Consider the following 18,692-nt stretch of genomic DNA (forward strand, 5'->3'; position numbering starts at 1 on the left):
AGGGTCGGGAACAGCGCCGCGCGCTGGATCTGGTACTGCGCGCGGGCGGCTTCGACATTCAGCACGGAGACGCGCAGGTCGCGGTTATTTTTCAGCGCGATTTCGATGATCCGCTGCAGGTGCGGATCGACGAAGAAGTTGCGCCAGCCGATATCGGTCGCGGCCTGTCCGTTCGCGCTGCGCTGGCCGGACGTCGCGCCCGGCTGCGTCGCGTAGACGCCGTCGGACGGGAACGCGCCGGACACGGGGGCCGGGGGCCGCTGGTAGTGCGGCGCCATCGTGCAGCCGGCGGTGAAAAGCGCGAGGGCGGTCGCGGCCAGGACGGGGTGGTTCATGGTGATCCGGTCGGTTCGTGGGGCGTGCGTCAAGGCGTGGCCGCGAGGATGCGCTCGCGCTCCGAGCGCGTGACCGCGCCGTGATTCCGCGCGATGAAGGTGTAGACCGTCGGCAGCACGAACAGCGTGAACAGCGTGCCGACCAGCATGCCGGTCGACACCGTGATGCCGATCGCGAACCGGCTCGCCGCGCCCGCGCCGCTCGCGAACACGAGCGGCACGAGGCCCGCGACCATCGCGGCGGTCGTCATCAGGATCGGCCGCAGCCGCACCGCGGCCGCGTGTTCGATCGCGGCGATCCGGTCGAGCCCGTCGTGGCGCTGCAGGTCGTTGGCGAAGCTGACCATCAGGATGCCGTGCTTCGAGATCAGGCCGATCAGCGTGACGAGGCCGATCTGCGTGTAGATGTTGAGCGTCGCGTAGCCGAGATAGAGCGGGGCGAGCGCGCCGCAGATCGACAGCGGCACCGAGACGAGGATCACGAGCGGGTCGCGCAGGCTTTCGAACTGCGCGGCGAGCACCAGGAAGATCACGATCAGCGCGAAGACGAACGTGACGGTGAGGCGGTTGCCTTCCTGCACGTACTGCCGCGATTCGCCGAGCCAGTCGATCGAATAGCCTTGCGGCAGCGGCTGCGCGGCGAGGAATTCGACGGCCTGGCCCATCGTCACGCCGGCGGCCGGCACCGCCGAGAACGTGACCGCATTCATCTGGTTGAACTGATTGAGCATGCTGGCCTGGTTGCCGGTCGACACGTGCACCACGGTCGACAGCGGAATCATCGCGCCGGCGCGGGTCTTCACGTAGTAGCGGCTCAGCATCTCCGGCGACAGTCGTTCGGTGCGCGCGACCTGCGGAATCACGTCGTACGAGCGGCCCTTGTAGTTGAAGCGGTTCACGTAATTTTCGCCGACCAGCACCGCGAGGGTGTCGGCGATGTCCTTCATCGTGATGCCGAGCGCGTTGGCCTGGCTGCGGTCGACCGTCACGCTGACCGCGCGGCTGTCGAACGTCAGATCGCTGTCGACCATCGCGAACAGGCCGCTCTTCGTCGCGTCGGCCTTCAGCTTCTCCATCGCGGCGAAGAGGCGCGGATAGTCGGCCGGCGCGCGCAGCACCATCTGCACCGGCAGGCCGCCGTTCGACGCGGGCAGCGACGGCAGCAGGAACGTGAACACCTGCTCGCCGAGGATCGCGCTGCCGCCGGCCTGCACGAGCGGCAGCAGCGCGGCCGCGCTGCGCGTGCGCTTCGACCAGTCGACCAGGTTCACGCCGGCGAAGCCGAGATTGTTGCCGTTGTAGCCGTTCAGGATGAAGCTGGTGTCGGCCTCGGGCAGCGAACGGAACACCCGTTCCAGGTCCGGCGCGTAGCGCTCCATGTAGTCGAGGTTCGCGTACTTCGGCGCCTTCATCACCGCCATGATCGAGCCTTGGTCCTCCGGCGGCGCCAGCTCGCGCTTCACGCCGGAGAACAGCAGCACCATGCCGGCGAGCACCGCCACGCCGACCAGCAGCACGACCGGTCGCGATGCGAGGCTCGCGCGCAGCGCGCGCCGGTAGCTTTCCGTGAGGCGGCCGAGCACGTGCTCGATGCGCCGCGCGATCCGGCCTTCCGACAGGTTGCGGGTCAGCAGCAGCGAACTGAGCATCGGCGACAGCGTGAGCGCGATCACGCCGGACACGAACACGGCGCCCGCCAGCGTGAACGCGAACTCCTTGAACAGCGAGCCGGTGAGCCCGCCCATCAGCCCGATCGGCGCATAGACCGCGACCAGCGTGCCCGTCATCACGATCACCGGCATCACGATTTCGCGCGTGCCGATCAGCGCGGCCCGCACCGGCGGCTCGCCCGCCTCGATGTGGCGGTGGATGTTTTCGACGACGACGATCGCGTCGTCGACGACGAGGCCGATCGCGAGCACCATCGCGAGCATCGTCAGGATGTTCAGCGAGAAACCGAACATCAGCATCAGCAGCGCGGTGCCGACCAGCGACAGCGGAATCGTGACGATCGGGATCACGACGGCCCGGAACGAACCGAGGAACAGGAAGATCACCACCACGACGATCGCGACGGTTTCCACGAGCGTCGCGCGCACCTCGTCGATCGACGCGTTGATGAAGCGTGCGACGTCGAAGCCGTCGGCGATCGCGAGGCCCGCCGGCTTGTTGCGTTCCATCGCGGGCAAGAGCGCGTTGATGCCGCGCACGATGTCGAGCGGGTTGCCCGAGGGCGTCGCGTTGACCGCGATGTACACCGCGCGCTTGCCGTTCATCAACGCGCTCGCGTCGTAGTTCTGGCCGCCGATCTCGACGGACGCAACGTCTTTCAAGCGCACCACGCTGTAGCCGTTGTCGGCCGCGCGCACCACCAGGTTGCCGAATGCGGCGACATTGTCGAGATCGGTGTTCGCGGAGATGTCGGCGAGCGTCAGCGAGCCTTTCACCTGACCCGGCGCGGCCTGTACGTTGTTGGCCTTCAGCGCGGCGGCGACGTCGCCCGCCGACAGTCCGTGCGCGGCGAGCCGCCCGGCATCGAGCCACACGCGCATCGCGAGATTCTGGCCGCCGAGGACGTCGGCCGACGCGACGCCGGACACGGTCGTCACGAGCGGCTGCGCGACCCGCACCACGTAGTCGGTGATCTCCGGCACCGACAGCGTATCGCTCGCGAAGCCGAGATACATCACCGCGGTCGGCGCGTCGGTCAGCTTCGTGATGATCGAATCGTAGGCATCGGCGGGCAGCTTGTACTTCACCTCCTGGACCTTCGCCATGATCTCCGTCATCGCGCGGTCGGCGTTCGCGTTGAGCCGCAGCCGCGCCTTCACGACGCTCTTGCCCTGGGTGGTCGTCGAGCTCAGGTAGTCGACGCCGTCGGCGGTCGCGATCGACTGCGCGATCGGCGTCGTCACGAAACCCTGCATCAGCGCCTGCGACGCGCCCGGGTAACTGGTTTCGACGTTGATCGTCGCGCTCTCGAGCGTCGGGTACTGGCGGATCGGCAGCGCCATCAGCGCGCGCAGGCCGACCAGCAGGATCAGCAGGCTCACGACGAGCGAGAGCACGGGGCGGCGGATGAAGATGTCCGTCATGCCGGAGCTCGGCCGGCCGGCGCTCATTGCACGCGCTCCTGCCCGGGCGTCGACCCGAGCGCGATCTTCACCTTCGCGCCCGGCCCGAACCGCACCTGTCCGGACGTCACGACGACGTCGCCCGCGCGCAGACCGTCGACGATCGCGGTGCGGCCGCCGCGGCTCGCGCCGGTATGGACGCGCTGGATCCTGACCGCGCCGACGCCGTGCCGGTCCGGCTGCTCGACGACCGCCACGGTCTCGCCGTCCTGCGAGGTCTGCACGGCGGTGTCGGGTACGGTCAGCACGTCGGGCTGAGGCGGCAGTTCGAGCGCGATCTGCGCGTACATGCCCGGCCGCAGCAGGTGCCCGGCGTTGCCGAGCGTCGCCTGGATCGTCACGTTGCGGGTCAGGTCGCCGACCAGCGGCTCGATCGCGGTGACCCGAGCGTCGAACGTCCGGCCGGGAAACGCGTCGGTCGACACGCGCACCGCCTGGCCGGTGCGAAGCTGGCCCAGGTACTTCTGCGGCAGCGTGAAGTTCGCGTACAGCGTATCGAGATCGGTGAGCGTCGCGATCGTATCGCCCGCGTTCAGGTACTGGCCGAGATTCACCTGGCGGATGCCGATCTCGCCGGAGAAGGGCGCGCGCACCAGCTTCTGCGTGATGACGGCGTCGACCTGGCGCGCATCGGCCGACGCGGCGGCGAAGTCGAACTGGTGCTGATCGAACGTGTTGCGCGGTTCCGCGCCGGCCGGCGCGAGCGCCTGCGAGCGCGCGAGCTGCGCTTTCGCGAAGGCGGCCTTCGCCTGCAGGCTGGCGAGCCGCGCGCGTTCGGGCTCGTCGTACAGTTGGACCAGTGCCTGACCGCGCCGCACTTCGGCGCCGGGCGTGAAATGGATCGCGGTGACGCGGCCCGCGACCTCGGGCGCGAGCGTCACCTGGCGTACCGCGACCAGCGTGCCGATCGCCTCCAGCGACGCGGACTCGGCGCCCGAGCGCACGACGGATGCCGCGACGGGCAGCGCCGGCGCGGGCGGCGGCGCTTCGTTGGCGACCGCCTCGCGGCCTTGCCGCCACAGGAACAGACTGCCGAAGATCAGGGCCATCGCGGCGATGGCGAACAACAGGTGGCGCTTCATGAATTCCTCTGCTTGGGCGGCGGACGGTCAGGTCCGCGACGATGCGCTCGCGACGGCGCCGGGCGCGGTGTCGGCATGCGCACGGGGCGCGGCGGACTGCGGCGCGGGCGTGAACCACTGAACCAGCAGCATGCCGGCGAAGATCAGCAGCACGCCGGCGACGCGGCCGAGGTTGGCGGGTTTGACGGGCAGGCCCATCAGCCCGTAGTTGTCGATCAGCAGCGAGGTCAGCATCTGCCCGGCGATCACGCTGACGATGAAGGTCGTCGCGCCGAGCCTTGGCGTCAGCACCAGCGCGGACGTGATGTAGATCACGCCCGCGACGCCGCCGAACCAGATCCACACCGGCATCTGGGCGGTCTGGCCGAGCAGCGGCGCCGGCGCGCGCAGCGCGAGCAGCGCCGGGATCACGACCATCAGGCTCACCAGCAGCGAGGCGACCGTCGCCCATAGCGGATGTCCGAGCGCGCGGCCCAGCGTGGCATTGCTGCCGGCCTGGAACGGCACCAGCGCACCCGCGACCAGAGCGGCGCAAGCGAGGCTGGCGGTGGAGAGCGAAAGGGAGGTCGGCATCGGGACGTTCGTCATTCAGTGGTTGTGTTCGAGACGATTTTCTTCTATTAATAATCTGAATGGAAATTCGTATTAAACATCTTCATTATTCGGATCATGAATCGTTTAAAGCGTATCGACCTCAATTTGCTGGTGACCCTCCACGCGCTGATGACCGAGAAACACATCTCGCGCACCGCCATCCGGCTTCACAAGAGCCAGCCCGCGATCAGCCATGCGCTGGCCCATCTGCGCGAGATCTTCGACGATCCGCTGCTGGTCCGGCGCGGCGGCGGGCTGGAACTGACGGCGCGCGCGAGCGAGCTGATGCAGCCGCTCGCGGATGCGCTCGACCAGCTGGGCGCGCTGCTCGAGCCGCCCGATTTCGATCCGTCGCAGGCACAGCGGGTGTTCCGGCTCGCGATGTCGGACTACGGCGCGCGGATCGTGCTGCCGAAGCTGGTGCGGATGCTGCGCGCGACCGCGCCGGGCATCGAGGTGGTCGTCAATCAAGCCACCCGCGAAGCGATGCGGATGCAGGTGATGGACGGCGAGATCGATCTCGCGCTCGGCGTGTTTCCGTCGCCGCCGGCGGAGCTGCATACCCAGGCGCTGTTCGTCGAGTCGTTCGCGTGTCTGGCCGACGCGGCGAGCATGCCGGCCTCCGGCGTGCTGGATCTGGAGGCGTGGCTCTCGCGTCCGCACGCGCTCGTCGCGATGCGCGACGGCATGGACAACGAGATCGACCGCGCGCTCGCGCAACTGAAGCGCGAGCGCCGCATCGCGGTGATCCTGCCGCACTGGGGCGTCTCGAACGAGCTGATCGCCGATACCGACCTGGTGCTGACGGTCGCGCGCCGCAATCTCGACAAGGTGCTCGACGACACGCGGCTGTGCGTATTCGAGCCGCCTTTTCCGGTCGAATCCTTCGAGTTCCAGCAGGTGTGGCACCAGCGGCGGCAGGGCGATCCGGCGCATATCTGGCTGCGTCAGGTCATCGCGCGCGTGGTGCGCGATCGTTGAATCCGGATGCGGCGCGGGCGGGTTATTGGCGAGCCGCATCACGGACATCGGATTCCCGAATATGACCTTTTCATGGCGAGTAATGAATTCGCAAGGTGAATGGGCTCGATTCGTAGAACGAATTCCTCGATGACGGGCCTTTCATATAGAATCCACCACATTAAAAATATTTTCATTGAATAACGGCAGGTTTTGGTTCGATGGAAACGAAAACATTCGTGGCGTTAATACAGCTTCATGAATAAATTCGCCATTGAGTTGCATGAACGGTAATAAATGAAGTCAATCCGAGGGCGAGCGCGACCGCGCGAATTCGTCAAAGCAATACATTTTTAAGATATTCAAGGATCCCGAATGAGCACGATATCTCGATACGATTCCATTGGCGGACTGTTCGAGGATTTCACCCATACCGCGGCACAGCGAGCCATCGAGGTGCGCACCATTTTCCACATGCTCGGCGATGTCGCCGGCCAGTCGGTGCTGGATCTCGCCTGCGGCTTCGGCTTTTTCGGCAGGGAAATCCATCGGCGCGGCGCGGCGAGCGTGGTCGGCGTGGATATTTCCGAGAAAATGATCGATCTGGCCCGGCAGGAATCGCTTAAATACGGCGATCCGCTGGCGTTTCACGTCGGCAACGTCGCGGAGATGGGCACGCTCGGGCAATTCGATCTGGTGAATGCCGCGTGGCTGTTCAATTACGCGGAATCCCCCGAGGAATTGGGGAAAATGTTCAAGGCGGTCAAGGCCAACCTGAAACCGGGCGGCAAACTGGTCGCTTATACGGTCGATCCGGATTTTTCGCTGAAGAAAGGGAATTTCGATCGGTACGGCGTGAATGTGCGCACCGAGCAGGCATGGCGCAACGGGTTTCGCCATGAAGCGGAGTTCGTTACCGATCCGCCCAGCCCGTTCGTTTTTTATCGGTGGAGCCGCGCCGATTACGAATCGGCGATTGCCGATGCCGGTTTCCGGCAATTCCAGTGGCAAAAGCCGTTGCTGGATCAGGACGATATCGCCACGTACCCGGAAGGTTTCTGGAACATATTCCAGATCAATTGCCTGCAAACCGGCTTGATCTGCAAGTCCTGATAAATCAATAGGCGGGATTCACCGCCGATTTCACCAAGAATCCGCGAATGTCGGCGCGGCGCAACGTTCTGGTTGCGCGGCGGCCGGCGTGCGCCTATCCCCCGACCATGAGGTCCAACGTATGAACAAATCCGACGATGAACGCGGTCCGGCTATCCGCACCCGGGTGAAAGTGCCGATCCGGCCGCGCGCGAGCGCCGAGACCTACGAGCCGGAGATGGTGACCTTCACCGGCCTGTGCGACGGCGCCGAGCATATCGCGCTGGTGTTCGGCCCGGCGACCGATGCGCCGCTCGTGCGCGTGCATTCCGAATGCCTGACGGGCGACGTGTTCGGCTCCGCGCGCTGCGACTGCGGCGAACAACTCGACGAATCGGTGGGGCTGTTCGGCGGACAGGGCGGCATCCTGCTGTATCTGCGCCAGGAAGGGCGGGGCATCGGGCTCTACAACAAGCTCGAAGCGTACCGCCTGCAGATCTCGCAGGGGCTCGACACGTTCGCCGCGAACCGCGCGCTGAATTTCCCCGACGACCTGCGCGATTTCCGGGTGGCGGCGCAGATGCTGCAGTCGCTCGGCGTGCGCGAGATCTCGCTCGTCACCAACAACCCCGACAAGGTCGCACAGATCACCCGGCACGGCATCCACGTCAAACGCGTGGTGTCGACGGGCGTATTCGCGAACAACGTCAATCGCAGCTACCTGCATGCGAAGGTGAGCCAGCACCGGCATGCGATCAACCTGAGCGGAGATTTTCAACAATGATGACCCACCGCAGCCCGATCAGCGGCATCGCCGCGCATCGCGATCAATACGTGTTGACCGCCGGCTACGACAACCAGGTGATCCTGTGGGACGCGAAGACCCAGCAGCCGATCGCGCGCGCGATGCACGACCACCTGGCGAACCAGGGCGCGTTCTCGCCGGACGGCGCGTACGTCGTCACGTCGTCGTCCGACTACACCGCGCGCCTCTGGACCGTGCCGAATCTGCGTCTCGTCGCGGTGTTCGCCGATCAGGAGGACGACGTCGAGATGAGCGTGTTCCACCCGGTGAAGCCGCTCGTCGCGACCGCGTCGCGGGATCACCGCGTGCGCGTCTACGATTTCAGCGGCAGGCTGCTGCACACGTTCGCGGGGCACACGGCGGACGTGATCTCGGTCGAATGGATGCGCGGCGCCGACGAGCTGGTGTCGTCGAGCGACGACGGCACGATCAAGCGCTGGTCGCTCGCGACCGGCGGCCTGATCGGCGATGTCGACCTGGACGGCATCGAGACCGACACCATCGTGATCGCGCCGGACGGGCGCATCTTCGCGGGCAACGACGAGGGCGAGATCATCGTGATCGACGGCGAGACCCGCCGCACGCTGCAGGCGCACGACGCCGGCGTGAAGCGGCTGGTGCTCGACGGCGAGCGCGGGCTGCTGGTCTCGCTTTCCTACGATCGCACGATGCGGCTGTGGCAGGTCGGCAAGGGGCTGCCCGAGTCGATCGGCGTCGCGCAGCTGCCGCCGGAAATCTGGCCGCGTTCCTGCTCGTTCGAAGGCGACGACCATCTGGTGTTCTCGACGTTCCATGCGGCGTACCGGCGCTACGACTGGAAGCGCTCGCGCTGGGACGAGGCGGAACTCGCGCCGACCCTGGGCGCCAACGCGGTGCTGCCGCTGGACGGCAAGGTCTGGACCGTGGGCGACGCGGGCGTCGTGCGGGTCGACGGCCAGGAGCACGCGCGCACCGGCAGCCTCTGCAATTTCCTGACCGCCGCGGGCGATCTGATCCTGACGGGCGGCCAGCTCGGCAAGGTCTTCGATGCGCGCACCGGCCGCGAGCTGTACCAGCACCGTTCGCCGCTCAACTGCGGCGTGTCGTTCGAGCGCGACGGCGTGGTCCACGCGGTGATCGGCGCGTACACCGGCGAGGGCATCGTGCTGCGGATCGACGGGGGCCGGGTGACGCACGTCGCCGACCTGCCGCTGCATCCGAACGCGGTCAAGGGCATCGCGCGCTCCGGCGACCTGCTGTTCTCGGTCGCGGCGGACGCATCGGCCACCTGGACGCGCTGCTCGACGCTCGAGATCGTCGCCACGCTGCCCGGCGCGCACGACAAGATCGCGAACGGCTGCGCGGGGCTCGTCGACGGCTATGTCGCGTCGATCAGCCGCGACCTGAAGCTGCGCATCTGGTCGCCGGACCAGCAGGCCGAGGTGATCGCCACGCCGCACACGCATTCGATCAAATGCGTGTCCGCCAGCGACGACGGCCGCCATGTCGCGACCGGCAGCTATAACGGGCGCGTGGCGGTCTACGACCGGCGCGACGGCGTCTGGCGCACCGACGTGCGGGTGACCACCGCCGGCGTGTCGTCGCTGTGCTACGACCCGCGCGCGCAGGTGTTCCTCGCGAGTTCCTACGACGGCAACGTCTACCGGATTCCGCTGCAGTCCCGCTGAGCCCCGCCGGATGCCGCCGTTGCGCGGCATCCGCGGCGAACGTTTTTTTGATCCGGCGCGCGACGCTGCGTCGCGCGCCTTTCGACGACATGACCTTGCTATCCATCATGATGCCCACGCTGGCCGACAATCCGAACCGCCTGAGCGACCGCGAAGCGATGGGACTGCCCGCGACCTTTGTCGCGCGCACGCCCGCCGCGCTGCTGGCCGGCCACGAAGACCTGCTGCGGGCCGATCCGCCGCAACTGATCGCCGCCGCCGAGAATCCCGCGCTGCCGTTCGCGCGCCGCCACGCGGCGGGTGCGCTGCTCGGCCTGCTCGGCGATGCGCGGATCCGCCCGCTCGATCCGCTGATGTGCGAGATTCCGGCCGCGAGCGCGCAGCTCGGTCTCGCTCTCGGCGAAGTCGGGCGGGTGGTGGGCGAGTGGTCGCGGGTCGGCGTGATCGAGCCGTGGATCGCCAAGGAGTGCCCGTCGTATACGGTCGAACTCGCGCCGTATGCGTTGATGCGCTATCCGGTCACGAATCTCGAATACCGGATGTTCCTCGAACAGACCGGCGCGACCTGGCTGCCGACCTCGTGGGCGTTCGGCGCGTATCCGGCGGAGCGCGCGAATCATCCGGTGTGGTCGGTGCCCGCCGAGGCGGCCGACCGCTATGCGCAGTGGCTGGCCGAGTCGACCGGGCGCCGCTTCCGGCTGCCGAGCGAGGCTGAATGGGAGTACGCGGCGGCAGGCAGCGCGGGCCGCGAGTATCCGTGGGGCGACGCGTTCGATCCGAGCGCGGCCAACACCGCCGAGGCCGGCCCGCTGACCACGACGCCGGTGGGCATTTTCCCGGGCGGGCGCAGCGTGTTCGGACTCGACGACATGGGCGGCAACGTCGAGGAATACGTGGCCGACGATTACCGGCCCTATCCGGGCGGCGCGCCGATCGACGACGATCTGCTGCTGACCCAGGGCGCGTACCGGGTCGCGCGCGGCGGCAGCTTCACGCGCTTCGGCGATCTGGCGCGCTGCGCGCGCCGGCACGGCCGCTATCAGCGCGACATCTATGCGATGGGCTTTCGCGTCGCGGAGTCGCTGTCGTGAGCGGCGCGCCGCGCAGGGCGGCGAACGACGGCGCGCGGCGGGACGACGCGCCGGACGAGCGCGATCGCGCGTGGATGGCGCGCGCGCTCGCGCTCGCGGCGCGCGGCATGTACACGACCACGCCGAATCCGCGCGTCGGCTGCGTGATCGTCAAGGAGGGCGAACTGATCGGGGAAGGCTTCACGCAGCCGGCCGGCCACGATCACGCCGAGGTGCGGGCGATCAAGGACGCGCGCTCGCGCGGCCACGACGTGAGCGGCGCAACCGCCTACGTGACGCTCGAGCCGTGCAGCCATTTCGGCCGCACGCCGCCGTGCGCGCGCGGGCTGATCGACGCGCGGCTGGGCCGGGTCGTCGCGGCGATGGAGGATCCCAATCCGCAGGTGTCGGGGCGCGGCATCGCGATGCTGCGCGATGCGGGTATCGAGGTGTCGTGCGGCTTGCTCGCGCACGAGGCGGCGGAACTGAACGTCGGGTTCGTGTCGCGGATGACGCGCGGCCGGCCGTGGGTGCGCATGAAGATGGCAATGTCGCTCGACGGGCGCACCGCGCTGCCGACCGGCGAAAGCCAATGGCTGACGAGCGCCGCGGCCCGCGCCGACGGGCATGCATGGCGCGCCCGCGCCTGCGCGATCCTGACGGGGATCGGCACCGTGCGCGACGACGATCCTCGACTGACCGTGCGCGGCATCGATACGCCGCGCCAGCCGCTGAAGGTGCTGGTCGACAGCCGGGTCGGGCTGTCGTCCGGCGCGCGGCTGCTCGATGGCGCGCCGCCGATGCTGATCTGCGCGGCGCTCGACGCGGCGGGCGAGGCGCGCGCGGCCGCGTTGCGCGCGCGCGGCGTGGACATCGTGCCGCTGGCCGACCCGCGCGGCCAGGTCGACCTGCCGGCGCTCCTCGCGATGCTGGGCGAGCGCGGCATCAACGAACTGCATGTCGAGGCGGGGCGCACGCTGGGCGGGGCGCTGCTGCGAGAGCACTGCGTCGACGAACTGCTCGCCTACGTCGCGCCCAGCCTGCTCGGCGACGACGCGGCGGCGATGTTCGGGCTCGCCGCGCCCGCGACGCTCGACGGCCGGACCCGGCTCGCGTTCCATGACGTCGAGCGCATCGGCCCGGACCTGCGGATCCTCGCACGGCTGACCGCGCCCGCGTGACGGACGCGCATCACCGCGGATTCGTGGTACTGGTCGCGATGGCCGATTGCAAGCGGGCATAGCGCGGCTTCGGGGCGCCGCTCGCGTTGAGCAATCCGAACGTGGTGTTCTTGTAGTCGTAGAGTTCGTACCACGCGAAGCCGATCACGTTGTAGGCCGCCTTCGCGGCCACCATCTCGGGCACCGTCTTCGCGATATAGGCGGCTGCCTGCGCATCGGTGTTGTCGGTATCGACACCCAGTTCGGTGAACACGATCGGCAGGTTGTAGGACGCCTTGAGCCGCGCCAGCACGTTGTAGGTGCCGCCGGTCTTGGCGAACGCGTTCTCGAAATCGCCCCCGTTCGAATACCAGTGCCACTGAATCGCATCGGGCGTGATTTTCGGGTGTCCGGTCGAGCCGTCCGGCTGCGTGCCCGTCATCAGCGCGTCGAGAAAGCCGAAATTGAGCCAGCCGGTGGACGCGTTCGCGATCAGCATCGTCTTGCGCTGCGTGTCTACCGAGCGCCAGCCGTCGAGCGCGCCGCGCAAGGCACCGCGGTAGATCGGAAAGGTCGAGTTGTCGAAATCCGACGGATTCAGGCCGTCGCCCTTGATCGGCGCGTTGTGCGGATCGCTGTCGTACTCGTTGCCGAATTCCACGAGGGGGATGCCCGCGAGTTTTTGCGCGGCATAGACGGATAGCGTGTACGCATACGCGTAGGCGCTGGCCTCGGTCGGCGCTTGTCCTTTCAACGACGGATCGTCCCACGGATAGGCCTCGATCATCGGCAGCACCGTGACTTTCGAGCCGAGGCCGGGGATGACGGTGTTGACCAGCATGTCGATATGCGCGGGCAGGTACACGTCCTGCCGGTAGAGTCCGGCGCCGAGCTGGGTGATCGATGCGGCTTGCGTCGCGAACGGGGTGGATGCGTAGATGCCGCCCTGCACGTAGTGGCCGTTCACGCCGAAGAACGGCAGGGTCGAGGTGATGGGGTTAGGTGTCGGCGTCGGCGTCGGGGTGGGGGTTGGCGTCGGTGTGGGGGTAGGTGTCGGCGTGGGTGTGGGTGTCGGTGTGGGTGTCGGCGTGGGTGTCGGCGTCGGCGTGGGTGTCGGCGACGAAGGGCCGGACGAATGACCCGGAACAGGAACGAGCGTCGGCGTGGAGGCGGGCGATGCGACGGCCGGGCCGGCACCGCCTCCATCTCCTCCGCCGCATGCGGCGAGGAGGCTCGCCAGCAGCACCGTGCCCACGGTCGAACGCAGGGCCGCGGCACGCGCGCCCATCAAGTCGGCCAAATGCTCCATTGATCAAATCCTATCTTGAAAAAGGAGCACATTCTATGTGACTTTTCATTAGGATTTCTATCATTTCAGACAAAATCATCGACCCGCCCGCGCTTTGATGCGCGATCGCGTGTTATCCGCGGTTTCGGGTCGAGGATTCGATCAGGGCCGGAGGCAATGCGCGAGCGCCGCTGCGGCCCGCTCCAGTGCCATTCGTCTCGATGCGTTCAATTGCGCGACACGCCGGCCACGGTCTTTTTCGTCAACGCGAGCGCCTGTCCCGCCGTCGCGGCCCACACCTTTCTGCCGAGCGACGCGTGCTGTCCGGTCAAGCCGAGCAATCGCGCGCGCCACGCCGGATCGGCGCCTTGCGCGGACGTGTCCGTGTCGGCGTTGAACACGTGCCCCGCCACGCTCGCGCCGACGCTCGCCAGCCGCTGCAGCGCGGCTTCGAGTTCCGACGCGCGGGTCAGGCCGGCGCGCGATACCAGCAGGATCATGTCGCACGCCTCCGAGGCGATGCTGAGCGTGTCGCTATAGGGGAGCACGGGCGGCGCGTCGACGATCACGTAATCGTAGCGCGCGCGCAGCGTCGCCAGCAGTTCGCGGAAGGCGGGCTGGTCGAACAGTTCGCCCGGGTTGACCCCGTCCGCCGTACCCGGCCCGAGGATCGACAGCCGGCTCTTGTCGAGCGGCGCAATGGCCGCGTCGAGCGGCACGGCGCCGGCCAGCACGTCCGCGAGACCGGTCGATTCGCGCGCCGTCGCCGTCGCGCCGTCGCGCAGGTTGGCGTCGACCAGCAGCACGCGCGCGTTCACCTCGGCCAGCAGATAGGCCAGGTTCGACGCCATGAAGCTGCAGCCGACGTTCGCGGTCGGCCCGGTGAACAGCAGGACCTTGCCGGCGCCGCCTCGGCGGCGCTTCGAGAATGCGGCTTTCAGGCTGGTGCGCAGCGCGCGCAGCGATTCGATGCTCGGATCGCGCGGCAGGCTGGCGGCGAGCAGATGGTCCGGCAGGCGTGGCCCGGTGTACCGGGCGCGGCGCTGGTCGCGCAGCGCGGGCGAGGCCGCGACGACGGCCACGCAAGGACGATCGGACAGCGCGGCGAGCGCGAGCGGCGAGTACAACTCGCGGCGATAGCGGGCCAGCAGATGCGTGAGGACGAGCGCGACGAACAGCCCGCCCAGCATCGCGCCGAGCACCACGAGGCCGCGCCGCGGCCAGGTCGGACGGTACGGCGCGGCCGCCCAGTCGACGACGCTGACGCCCGGCGCGGTGCTGGCCACTGCGATGTCCAGCTGCTGCGAATTGGTCAGCACGCTCGTATAGAGCTGCGTGGCGACCGCCACGTCGCGCGACAGGCGGACGTATTCGCGCTGCGCGGTGGGCAGCTTGCCGGCCGCCGCCGTGGTGTCGCGAATCTCGCCCTTCACCAGGTTCAGCTGCGACATCACCGTCTGGTATTCGCGGCTCGCCGGCAGAAAGCGTTCCTTGACGGTGTCGAGCGCGAGCTGCAGCACCGTCTGGTGTTCGGCGAGGGTGTTGAGGCGCGCGATCAGCGCCGCGCCCTGCTGGTCGACGTCGATCGTGCCGGTCGCGGTGCGGTAGCGGTTGAGCGCGTCCTCGGCCTTCTGCAGATCCTTCTTCAGGCCGGGCAGACGGGCGTGCAGCGAATCGAGATTGCGGCGCGCCTTGTCGGTGCGGAACGCGAGGTCGCGCCGCAGATAGATGGCGACGATCGCGTTGACCATCTGCTCGGCATGCCGGGCGGTGTCGGACTGGTAGCTGAGCCGCATCATCGACGGCGCCTCGAGCGTCGAGTCGCGGTTCGTCACCACGGTTTTCAGGCGCTTCGACACGTCGTCGTAGGCCAGCTGCTCCGGCTCCTTGCGCACCGAGAACGCGATGCCGGGCCGTGCCCGCAGCGTGTCGACGCGGATCTCGCCGGCCTGCTCCGCGCCGGCCAGGTTCATGCGGAACGGCACTGTCTCGCCCAGCGCGCCCTGCGCGAGCGGATGCCCCGCCTTGTCCCGCAGCGTCCATCGCCCGCCGTCTTCGGCGACGATCCTGAACGGTTCGCCGAGCGCGTCGTCGGGGATCGAGAACACCCCGAGCTTCAGCGCCTCGCCGCCCCATGCATAGCTGCTCAGGCCGAGCAGCGGCGCGGCGAGCGTGTCGTCGTTGGCGCGCCGCGAGGCAAGCAGGCGGCCGATCAGCGGGAAATGGCTTTCGGTTCGGATGTCGTAGCCGGCGCCGGTCTGCTCGATCGCCTCGAGGACGATCGAGCGGGACGTCAGGATCTCGCTTTCGTCGTTCGCGGAAGGGCCGGTCGAGATCGTGCCCGACACGTCCGACAGCGCGCTGATCGCCGCGCCGGGCTTGGTCTGGATGCGCAGCAGCGCCTCGGCGCGGTACTGCGGCGTCGCGGCCAGCGCGTAGATCGTGCCGATCAGCGTGAACGCGGCGACGATCGTCGCGATCCACCATCGATACCGGACCGTGCTCCACCACAGGCTCGACAGCCCGTCGTCCTGCTGCGCCGGCTGGGTCGCCGGCATCCGTTGCGCATTCAGATTCATTTCCAGTCCTGCCCTGTGCGGCAATCATGACGACCGCCGCGATGTTTCAAATGTAGGTATGTCGGCCGGGCGCGCGGCGCTAGCCGTCCGGCCCGATGTAGAGCGGTCCCTGATCCTCGCGCAACGTCACGAGGCCGTTGTGCGCGGCGCGCGGCGCGCCGTACAGGTCGGTCGCGGTCGCTTCGGCGGGCGGCAGGCGCGACAGGTCCACGGTGACGGCGTTGCCCGGGCCGTAGCACCAGACCGCATAGCGGGTCGCCGCGCCGTCGCTCAGCTTCAGCACGATGTAGCGGCCGGTCGGATCCATCCGATAGGCGGCATGGGCGGCGTGCGCGGTGAACGCGAACAGCCGTTTCACCGCGACATACGCGGGCAGCGGCTCGCCCTGCGCATTCAGCAGGCCGAAGTTGTGTTCCATGTTCTTCGGGTCGGGGCCGTCGTCGCGGATGTCGTAGTACGCGCTCAGTCCGATTTGCGCGATCCAGTCGACCAGCAGCCGGCGCGCCGCGTAGTTGGCCTGCCGGGCCCGCGCGCGCGGCGCGTGGCCGTCGGCGAGATCGGCGACGTACGCGTAGCCGACGCTCGGATACGACCATTCGGTCGCCCAGATCTCCGGCACTCGTCGATAGGCCGACAGGTCGCGGCGGAGCACGCGGTAGTCGTCCAGCGCCGTCTCGGGATTGCCTTGCCGGTACGGATGCACGCTGACCGCGTCCGGCGCGGACTGTGCGCCGGCGCCGATGTCGCCCACCGCGCGGATGAACGATCGATCGATCTGCTGGACGCCGCCCGTCGCGACCTGGGCGGCGGGATTGGCCTGTCTGACCGCCTGCACGGCGGTTTTCAGCAGGTTCCGGTAGCCGGCGGCGGACGGCGCGGCAAGCCAGTAGGTCGGGTGATTCTGCTCGTTCCAGACTTCGAAGCGCACCGCGTCGTGCCGGTAGCGCAGCGCCGACTGGTACGCATACGCGCGGAAGGCCGCCAGTTGCGCGGGGGTGGTGGGCGGCTGTTTGGGACTGTGCCGCGGATGCTGGTAGCCGAGGATGAACAGCGCGCCGAGCCCGCGCTCGGCGAGGTTCGCGACGAGCGCGTCGTACTTCGAGAAATCCCAGCCGCCCGGCGTCTCGACCGCTTCCCAGAACAGGTCGGTGCGGACGAACGAGAAGCCCGCGTCGCGCACCGCGTCGAGCAGGCCCGGCTCGTCGATGTCGTGGATCGCGATGCCGGTATTGGCGCGGGAGGCGGCAAAGCGCGGCAGCTCGACATAGGACGCCGCCGCACCGGGAACGACCACGACGGCCGCCGCGTGCGCCGCGCCGGACGCGACGAGCGCCGCGCTCGCGAGCGCGGCCGCGAGCCGCAGGCGGCAGCGGACGGTTCGGCGGACGAGGGAGCGGGTGTGGTGGCGCATCGCGAATCCGGAGTCAGCGCCAGAGCGGTGCGATGCGGGGCGCGGCCGGCACGGGGCAGACCGCGCGATTCGCGTCGGCTTGCGCCGGGCCGAGCGTGAGTATGCGCAGCGTGATGCCGAAGAACAGCAGGCAGCCGAGCGTTTCGTAGATGTCGGTGGTGATGCCGCTCAACAGCAGGAACGACAGCATCAGCCATGCGCGCACGTCGGCCGCACGGCTCGCGAGCACGTAGTGGGCGAAGGCGAACAAGGACATCGCGGTGCCGATCACGCCGAACGTGGCGATCATGTGGAGGGCGGCATTGTCCGACCAGCCGACGTTGAAGCCGAAGTCGCCGACGTAATACGCGGTGGCCGAGCCGAAGCCGCCCGGCCCGATGCCGAACCAGATCAGGTGTTCGTGCAGCAGCCCTTCGAGCAGTTGGGGCCAGGTGTTGATGAAGCGGTCCTGCATCGATGCCAACAGCGTGGAATCGGTCATCCCGGCGTTGGTCGACAGCGACGCGACCCAGCCCGCGAACGGCAGCACGACAATCAGCATGGTGATCCACGCGCAGGCGCGCTTGAGCGCGGGCGGGCGCAGCAGGTAATGGAAGCCGACGACGATCGCGAGCGCGATGAGCGTCGTCTTGTTGGTGGTGTCCCAGATCCCGATCGCCGAGACCGTCAGCAGGGCGGCGATCACGAGCGGGGCGCGCAGCCGGGGCAGCAGCCAGACCGCCAGCATGCCGATCATCAGTCCGGTCGTGGCGCTGCTGCGACCGAATCCGGCCAGCCGCGTCGCGGTGCCGACGTAGGTGTTGACGGCGATCTCCACGCTCACGCCGTTGACGTCGACGCTGCCGCCGGCCCACGGCATGCGGGTAAAGGTATTGATGATCACGCCGGCATTGCACAGCGCCGCGATGACGATGAATGCCTTCAGCATGCGCGGAGATTCGAGCGCTTCGAGCGCTTCCGGCGGCGTGAGCATCGCGAACAGCAGTGGCGACACGGTCCAGATCCAGAACCCGGTCGCGGCGAGTCCGACGCCGTTGCCAAGCGCCACGCAGGTCTGCGCGGCGATGTAGCAGGCGACGATCAGGCTCGTGGGCCGGGGGCGTTGCAGTAGCGCGACGGCGACGCAGCCCACCATCATCACCTTCGGCAGATAGCTGAGCGGCGCGATACCCGCGACCGACAGGTAATACCGGATCCCGCCGGACAGGACTTCGCTTGCCGCGGCGATCACGAATGTCGCGGCCCAAAACCGGTGGAAGGGTCGTATCCCGCTCATGATGACGATCTGGCCTGCCGATTGACTGGAGTCGATTCGAGTGATGGGAGCGCTCGGCGAAAGGCGGCGGGCCCGGTTCCGGACGCTCCGCTGTTGACCTGCGGGGCATCCCGGTCGGGAGCATAGCCGTACCGATTGAGGGAGAAAGTACGATAACCCACCGTAGACGGTGGAAATGACAGTGTTTGACCCCGTGTTGGCCGCGCGGGCAGCGCGCGGCGCGACGGGGGCCCTCGACG

14 protein-coding genes are annotated in these 18,692 nt (G+C 68.2%); 6 read left to right on the forward strand and 8 right to left on the reverse strand.

Annotated elements, in window-relative coordinates:
* From RZR99_RS26260 to RZR99_RS26275, 4 genes are all read right to left on the reverse strand, one after another.
* The coding region (locus RZR99_RS26260) for a TolC family protein (protein ID WP_323122700.1) at window positions 1–335 on the reverse strand (335 nt) is incomplete at its 3' end.
* Window positions 336–364: 29 nt separating this feature from the next.
* Window positions 365–3,457, reverse strand: a complete 3,093-nt coding sequence (locus RZR99_RS26265) for an efflux RND transporter permease subunit (protein ID WP_323122701.1) — start codon at window positions 3,455–3,457, stop codon at window positions 365–367.
* Window positions 3,454–4,551, reverse strand: a complete 1,098-nt coding sequence (locus RZR99_RS26270; RefSeq protein WP_323122702.1) for an efflux RND transporter periplasmic adaptor subunit — start codon at window positions 4,549–4,551, stop codon at window positions 3,454–3,456. Before RZR99_RS26270 ends, RZR99_RS26265 begins: the two co-directional genes overlap by 4 nt.
* Before the next feature lie 27 nt (window positions 4,552–4,578).
* Window positions 4,579–5,124: a DMT family transporter gene (locus RZR99_RS26275; RefSeq protein ID WP_323122703.1), complete on the reverse strand. Its 546-nt coding sequence runs from the start codon at window positions 5,122–5,124 to the stop codon at window positions 4,579–4,581.
* 96 nt (window positions 5,125–5,220) lie between these two features.
* Here RZR99_RS26275 and RZR99_RS26280 point away from each other — a divergent pair, with 96 nt between their 5' ends.
* From RZR99_RS26280 to ribD, 6 genes are all read left to right on the forward strand, one after another.
* The gene (locus RZR99_RS26280) at window positions 5,221–6,126 is read left to right on the forward strand and encodes a LysR family transcriptional regulator (RefSeq protein ID WP_323122704.1); all 906 of its coding nucleotides are present in this window, start codon (window positions 5,221–5,223) and stop codon (window positions 6,124–6,126) included.
* Between the two features lie 354 nt (window positions 6,127–6,480).
* Window positions 6,481–7,218, forward strand: coding sequence for a class I SAM-dependent methyltransferase (locus RZR99_RS26285; RefSeq protein WP_323122705.1), 738 nt, complete (start codon window positions 6,481–6,483; stop codon window positions 7,216–7,218).
* Window positions 7,219–7,339: 121 nt separating this feature from the next.
* Window positions 7,340–7,981, forward strand: coding sequence for a GTP cyclohydrolase II (locus RZR99_RS26290; RefSeq protein ID WP_323122706.1), 642 nt, complete (start codon window positions 7,340–7,342; stop codon window positions 7,979–7,981).
* Window positions 7,978–9,669: a WD40 repeat domain-containing protein gene (locus tag RZR99_RS26295; RefSeq protein ID WP_323122707.1), complete on the forward strand. Its 1,692-nt coding sequence runs from the start codon at window positions 7,978–7,980 to the stop codon at window positions 9,667–9,669. Before RZR99_RS26290 ends, RZR99_RS26295 begins: the two co-directional genes overlap by 4 nt.
* Before the next feature lie 107 nt (window positions 9,670–9,776).
* Window positions 9,777–10,760, forward strand: a complete 984-nt coding sequence (locus RZR99_RS26300) for a formylglycine-generating enzyme family protein (RefSeq protein WP_323122754.1) — start codon at window positions 9,777–9,779, stop codon at window positions 10,758–10,760.
* Complete coding sequence (gene ribD, locus RZR99_RS26305; RefSeq protein WP_323122708.1) at window positions 10,757–11,920, forward strand: bifunctional diaminohydroxyphosphoribosylaminopyrimidine deaminase/5-amino-6-(5-phosphoribosylamino)uracil reductase RibD; 1,164 nt, start codon at window positions 10,757–10,759, stop codon at window positions 11,918–11,920. Before RZR99_RS26300 ends, ribD begins: the two co-directional genes overlap by 4 nt.
* A gap of 10 nt (window positions 11,921–11,930) precedes the next feature.
* On the opposite strand, the gene RZR99_RS26310 is transcribed toward ribD, so the two are convergent.
* The 4 genes from RZR99_RS26310 to RZR99_RS26325 all read right to left on the reverse strand — a co-directional run bounded on the left by RZR99_RS26310 (window position 11,931) and on the right by RZR99_RS26325 (window position 18,453).
* A complete protein-coding gene (locus RZR99_RS26310; RefSeq protein ID WP_407655502.1) occupies window positions 11,931–13,187 on the reverse strand; it encodes a beta-glucosidase in 1,257 nt (418 codons plus the stop codon).
* A 227-nt stretch (window positions 13,188–13,414) separates the two neighbouring features.
* Window positions 13,415–15,766, reverse strand: a complete 2,352-nt coding sequence (locus tag RZR99_RS26315) for a GNVR domain-containing protein (protein WP_323122710.1) — start codon at window positions 15,764–15,766, stop codon at window positions 13,415–13,417.
* 79 nt (window positions 15,767–15,845) lie between these two features.
* Window positions 15,846–17,177 carry a cellulase family glycosylhydrolase gene (locus tag RZR99_RS26320; protein ID WP_323122711.1) on the reverse strand — a complete coding sequence of 444 codons (1,332 nt, stop codon included), beginning with the start codon at window positions 17,175–17,177 and terminating at the stop codon, window positions 15,846–15,848.
* 13 nt (window positions 17,178–17,190) lie between these two features.
* Window positions 17,191–18,453, reverse strand: coding sequence for a hypothetical protein (locus tag RZR99_RS26325; RefSeq protein WP_323122712.1), 1,263 nt, complete (start codon window positions 18,451–18,453; stop codon window positions 17,191–17,193).
* Window positions 18,454–18,692 lie beyond the last annotated feature (239 nt).

The sequence above is a fragment of the Burkholderia alba genome, assembly GCF_034721475.1.
Lineage (GTDB): Bacteria > Pseudomonadota > Gammaproteobacteria > Burkholderiales > Burkholderiaceae > Burkholderia > Burkholderia alba.

Coding starts and splice junctions, on each gene's coding strand:
- RZR99_RS26265 (WP_323122701.1), bottom strand. CDS start 3,457: ATGAGCGCCGGCCGGCCGAGCTCCGGCATGACGGACATCTTCATCCGC.
- RZR99_RS26270 (WP_323122702.1), bottom strand. CDS start 4,551: ATGAAGCGCCACCTGTTGTTCGCCATCGCCGCGATGGCCCTGATCTTC.
- RZR99_RS26275 (WP_323122703.1), bottom strand. CDS start 5,124: ATGCCGACCTCCCTTTCGCTCTCCACCGCCAGCCTCGCTTGCGCCGCT.
- RZR99_RS26280 (WP_323122704.1), top strand. CDS start 5,221: ATGAATCGTTTAAAGCGTATCGACCTCAATTTGCTGGTGACCCTCCAC.
- RZR99_RS26285 (WP_323122705.1), top strand. CDS start 6,481: ATGAGCACGATATCTCGATACGATTCCATTGGCGGACTGTTCGAGGAT.
- RZR99_RS26290 (WP_323122706.1), top strand. CDS start 7,340: ATGAACAAATCCGACGATGAACGCGGTCCGGCTATCCGCACCCGGGTG.
- RZR99_RS26295 (WP_323122707.1), top strand. CDS start 7,978: ATGATGACCCACCGCAGCCCGATCAGCGGCATCGCCGCGCATCGCGAT.
- RZR99_RS26300 (WP_323122754.1), top strand. CDS start 9,777: ATGATGCCCACGCTGGCCGACAATCCGAACCGCCTGAGCGACCGCGAA.
- RZR99_RS26310 (WP_407655502.1), bottom strand. CDS start 13,187: ATGGGCGCGCGTGCCGCGGCCCTGCGTTCGACCGTGGGCACGGTGCTG.
- RZR99_RS26315 (WP_323122710.1), bottom strand. CDS start 15,766: ATGAATCTGAATGCGCAACGGATGCCGGCGACCCAGCCGGCGCAGCAG.
- RZR99_RS26320 (WP_323122711.1), bottom strand. CDS start 17,177: ATGCGCCACCACACCCGCTCCCTCGTCCGCCGAACCGTCCGCTGCCGC.
- RZR99_RS26325 (WP_323122712.1), bottom strand. CDS start 18,453: ATGAGCGGGATACGACCCTTCCACCGGTTTTGGGCCGCGACATTCGTG.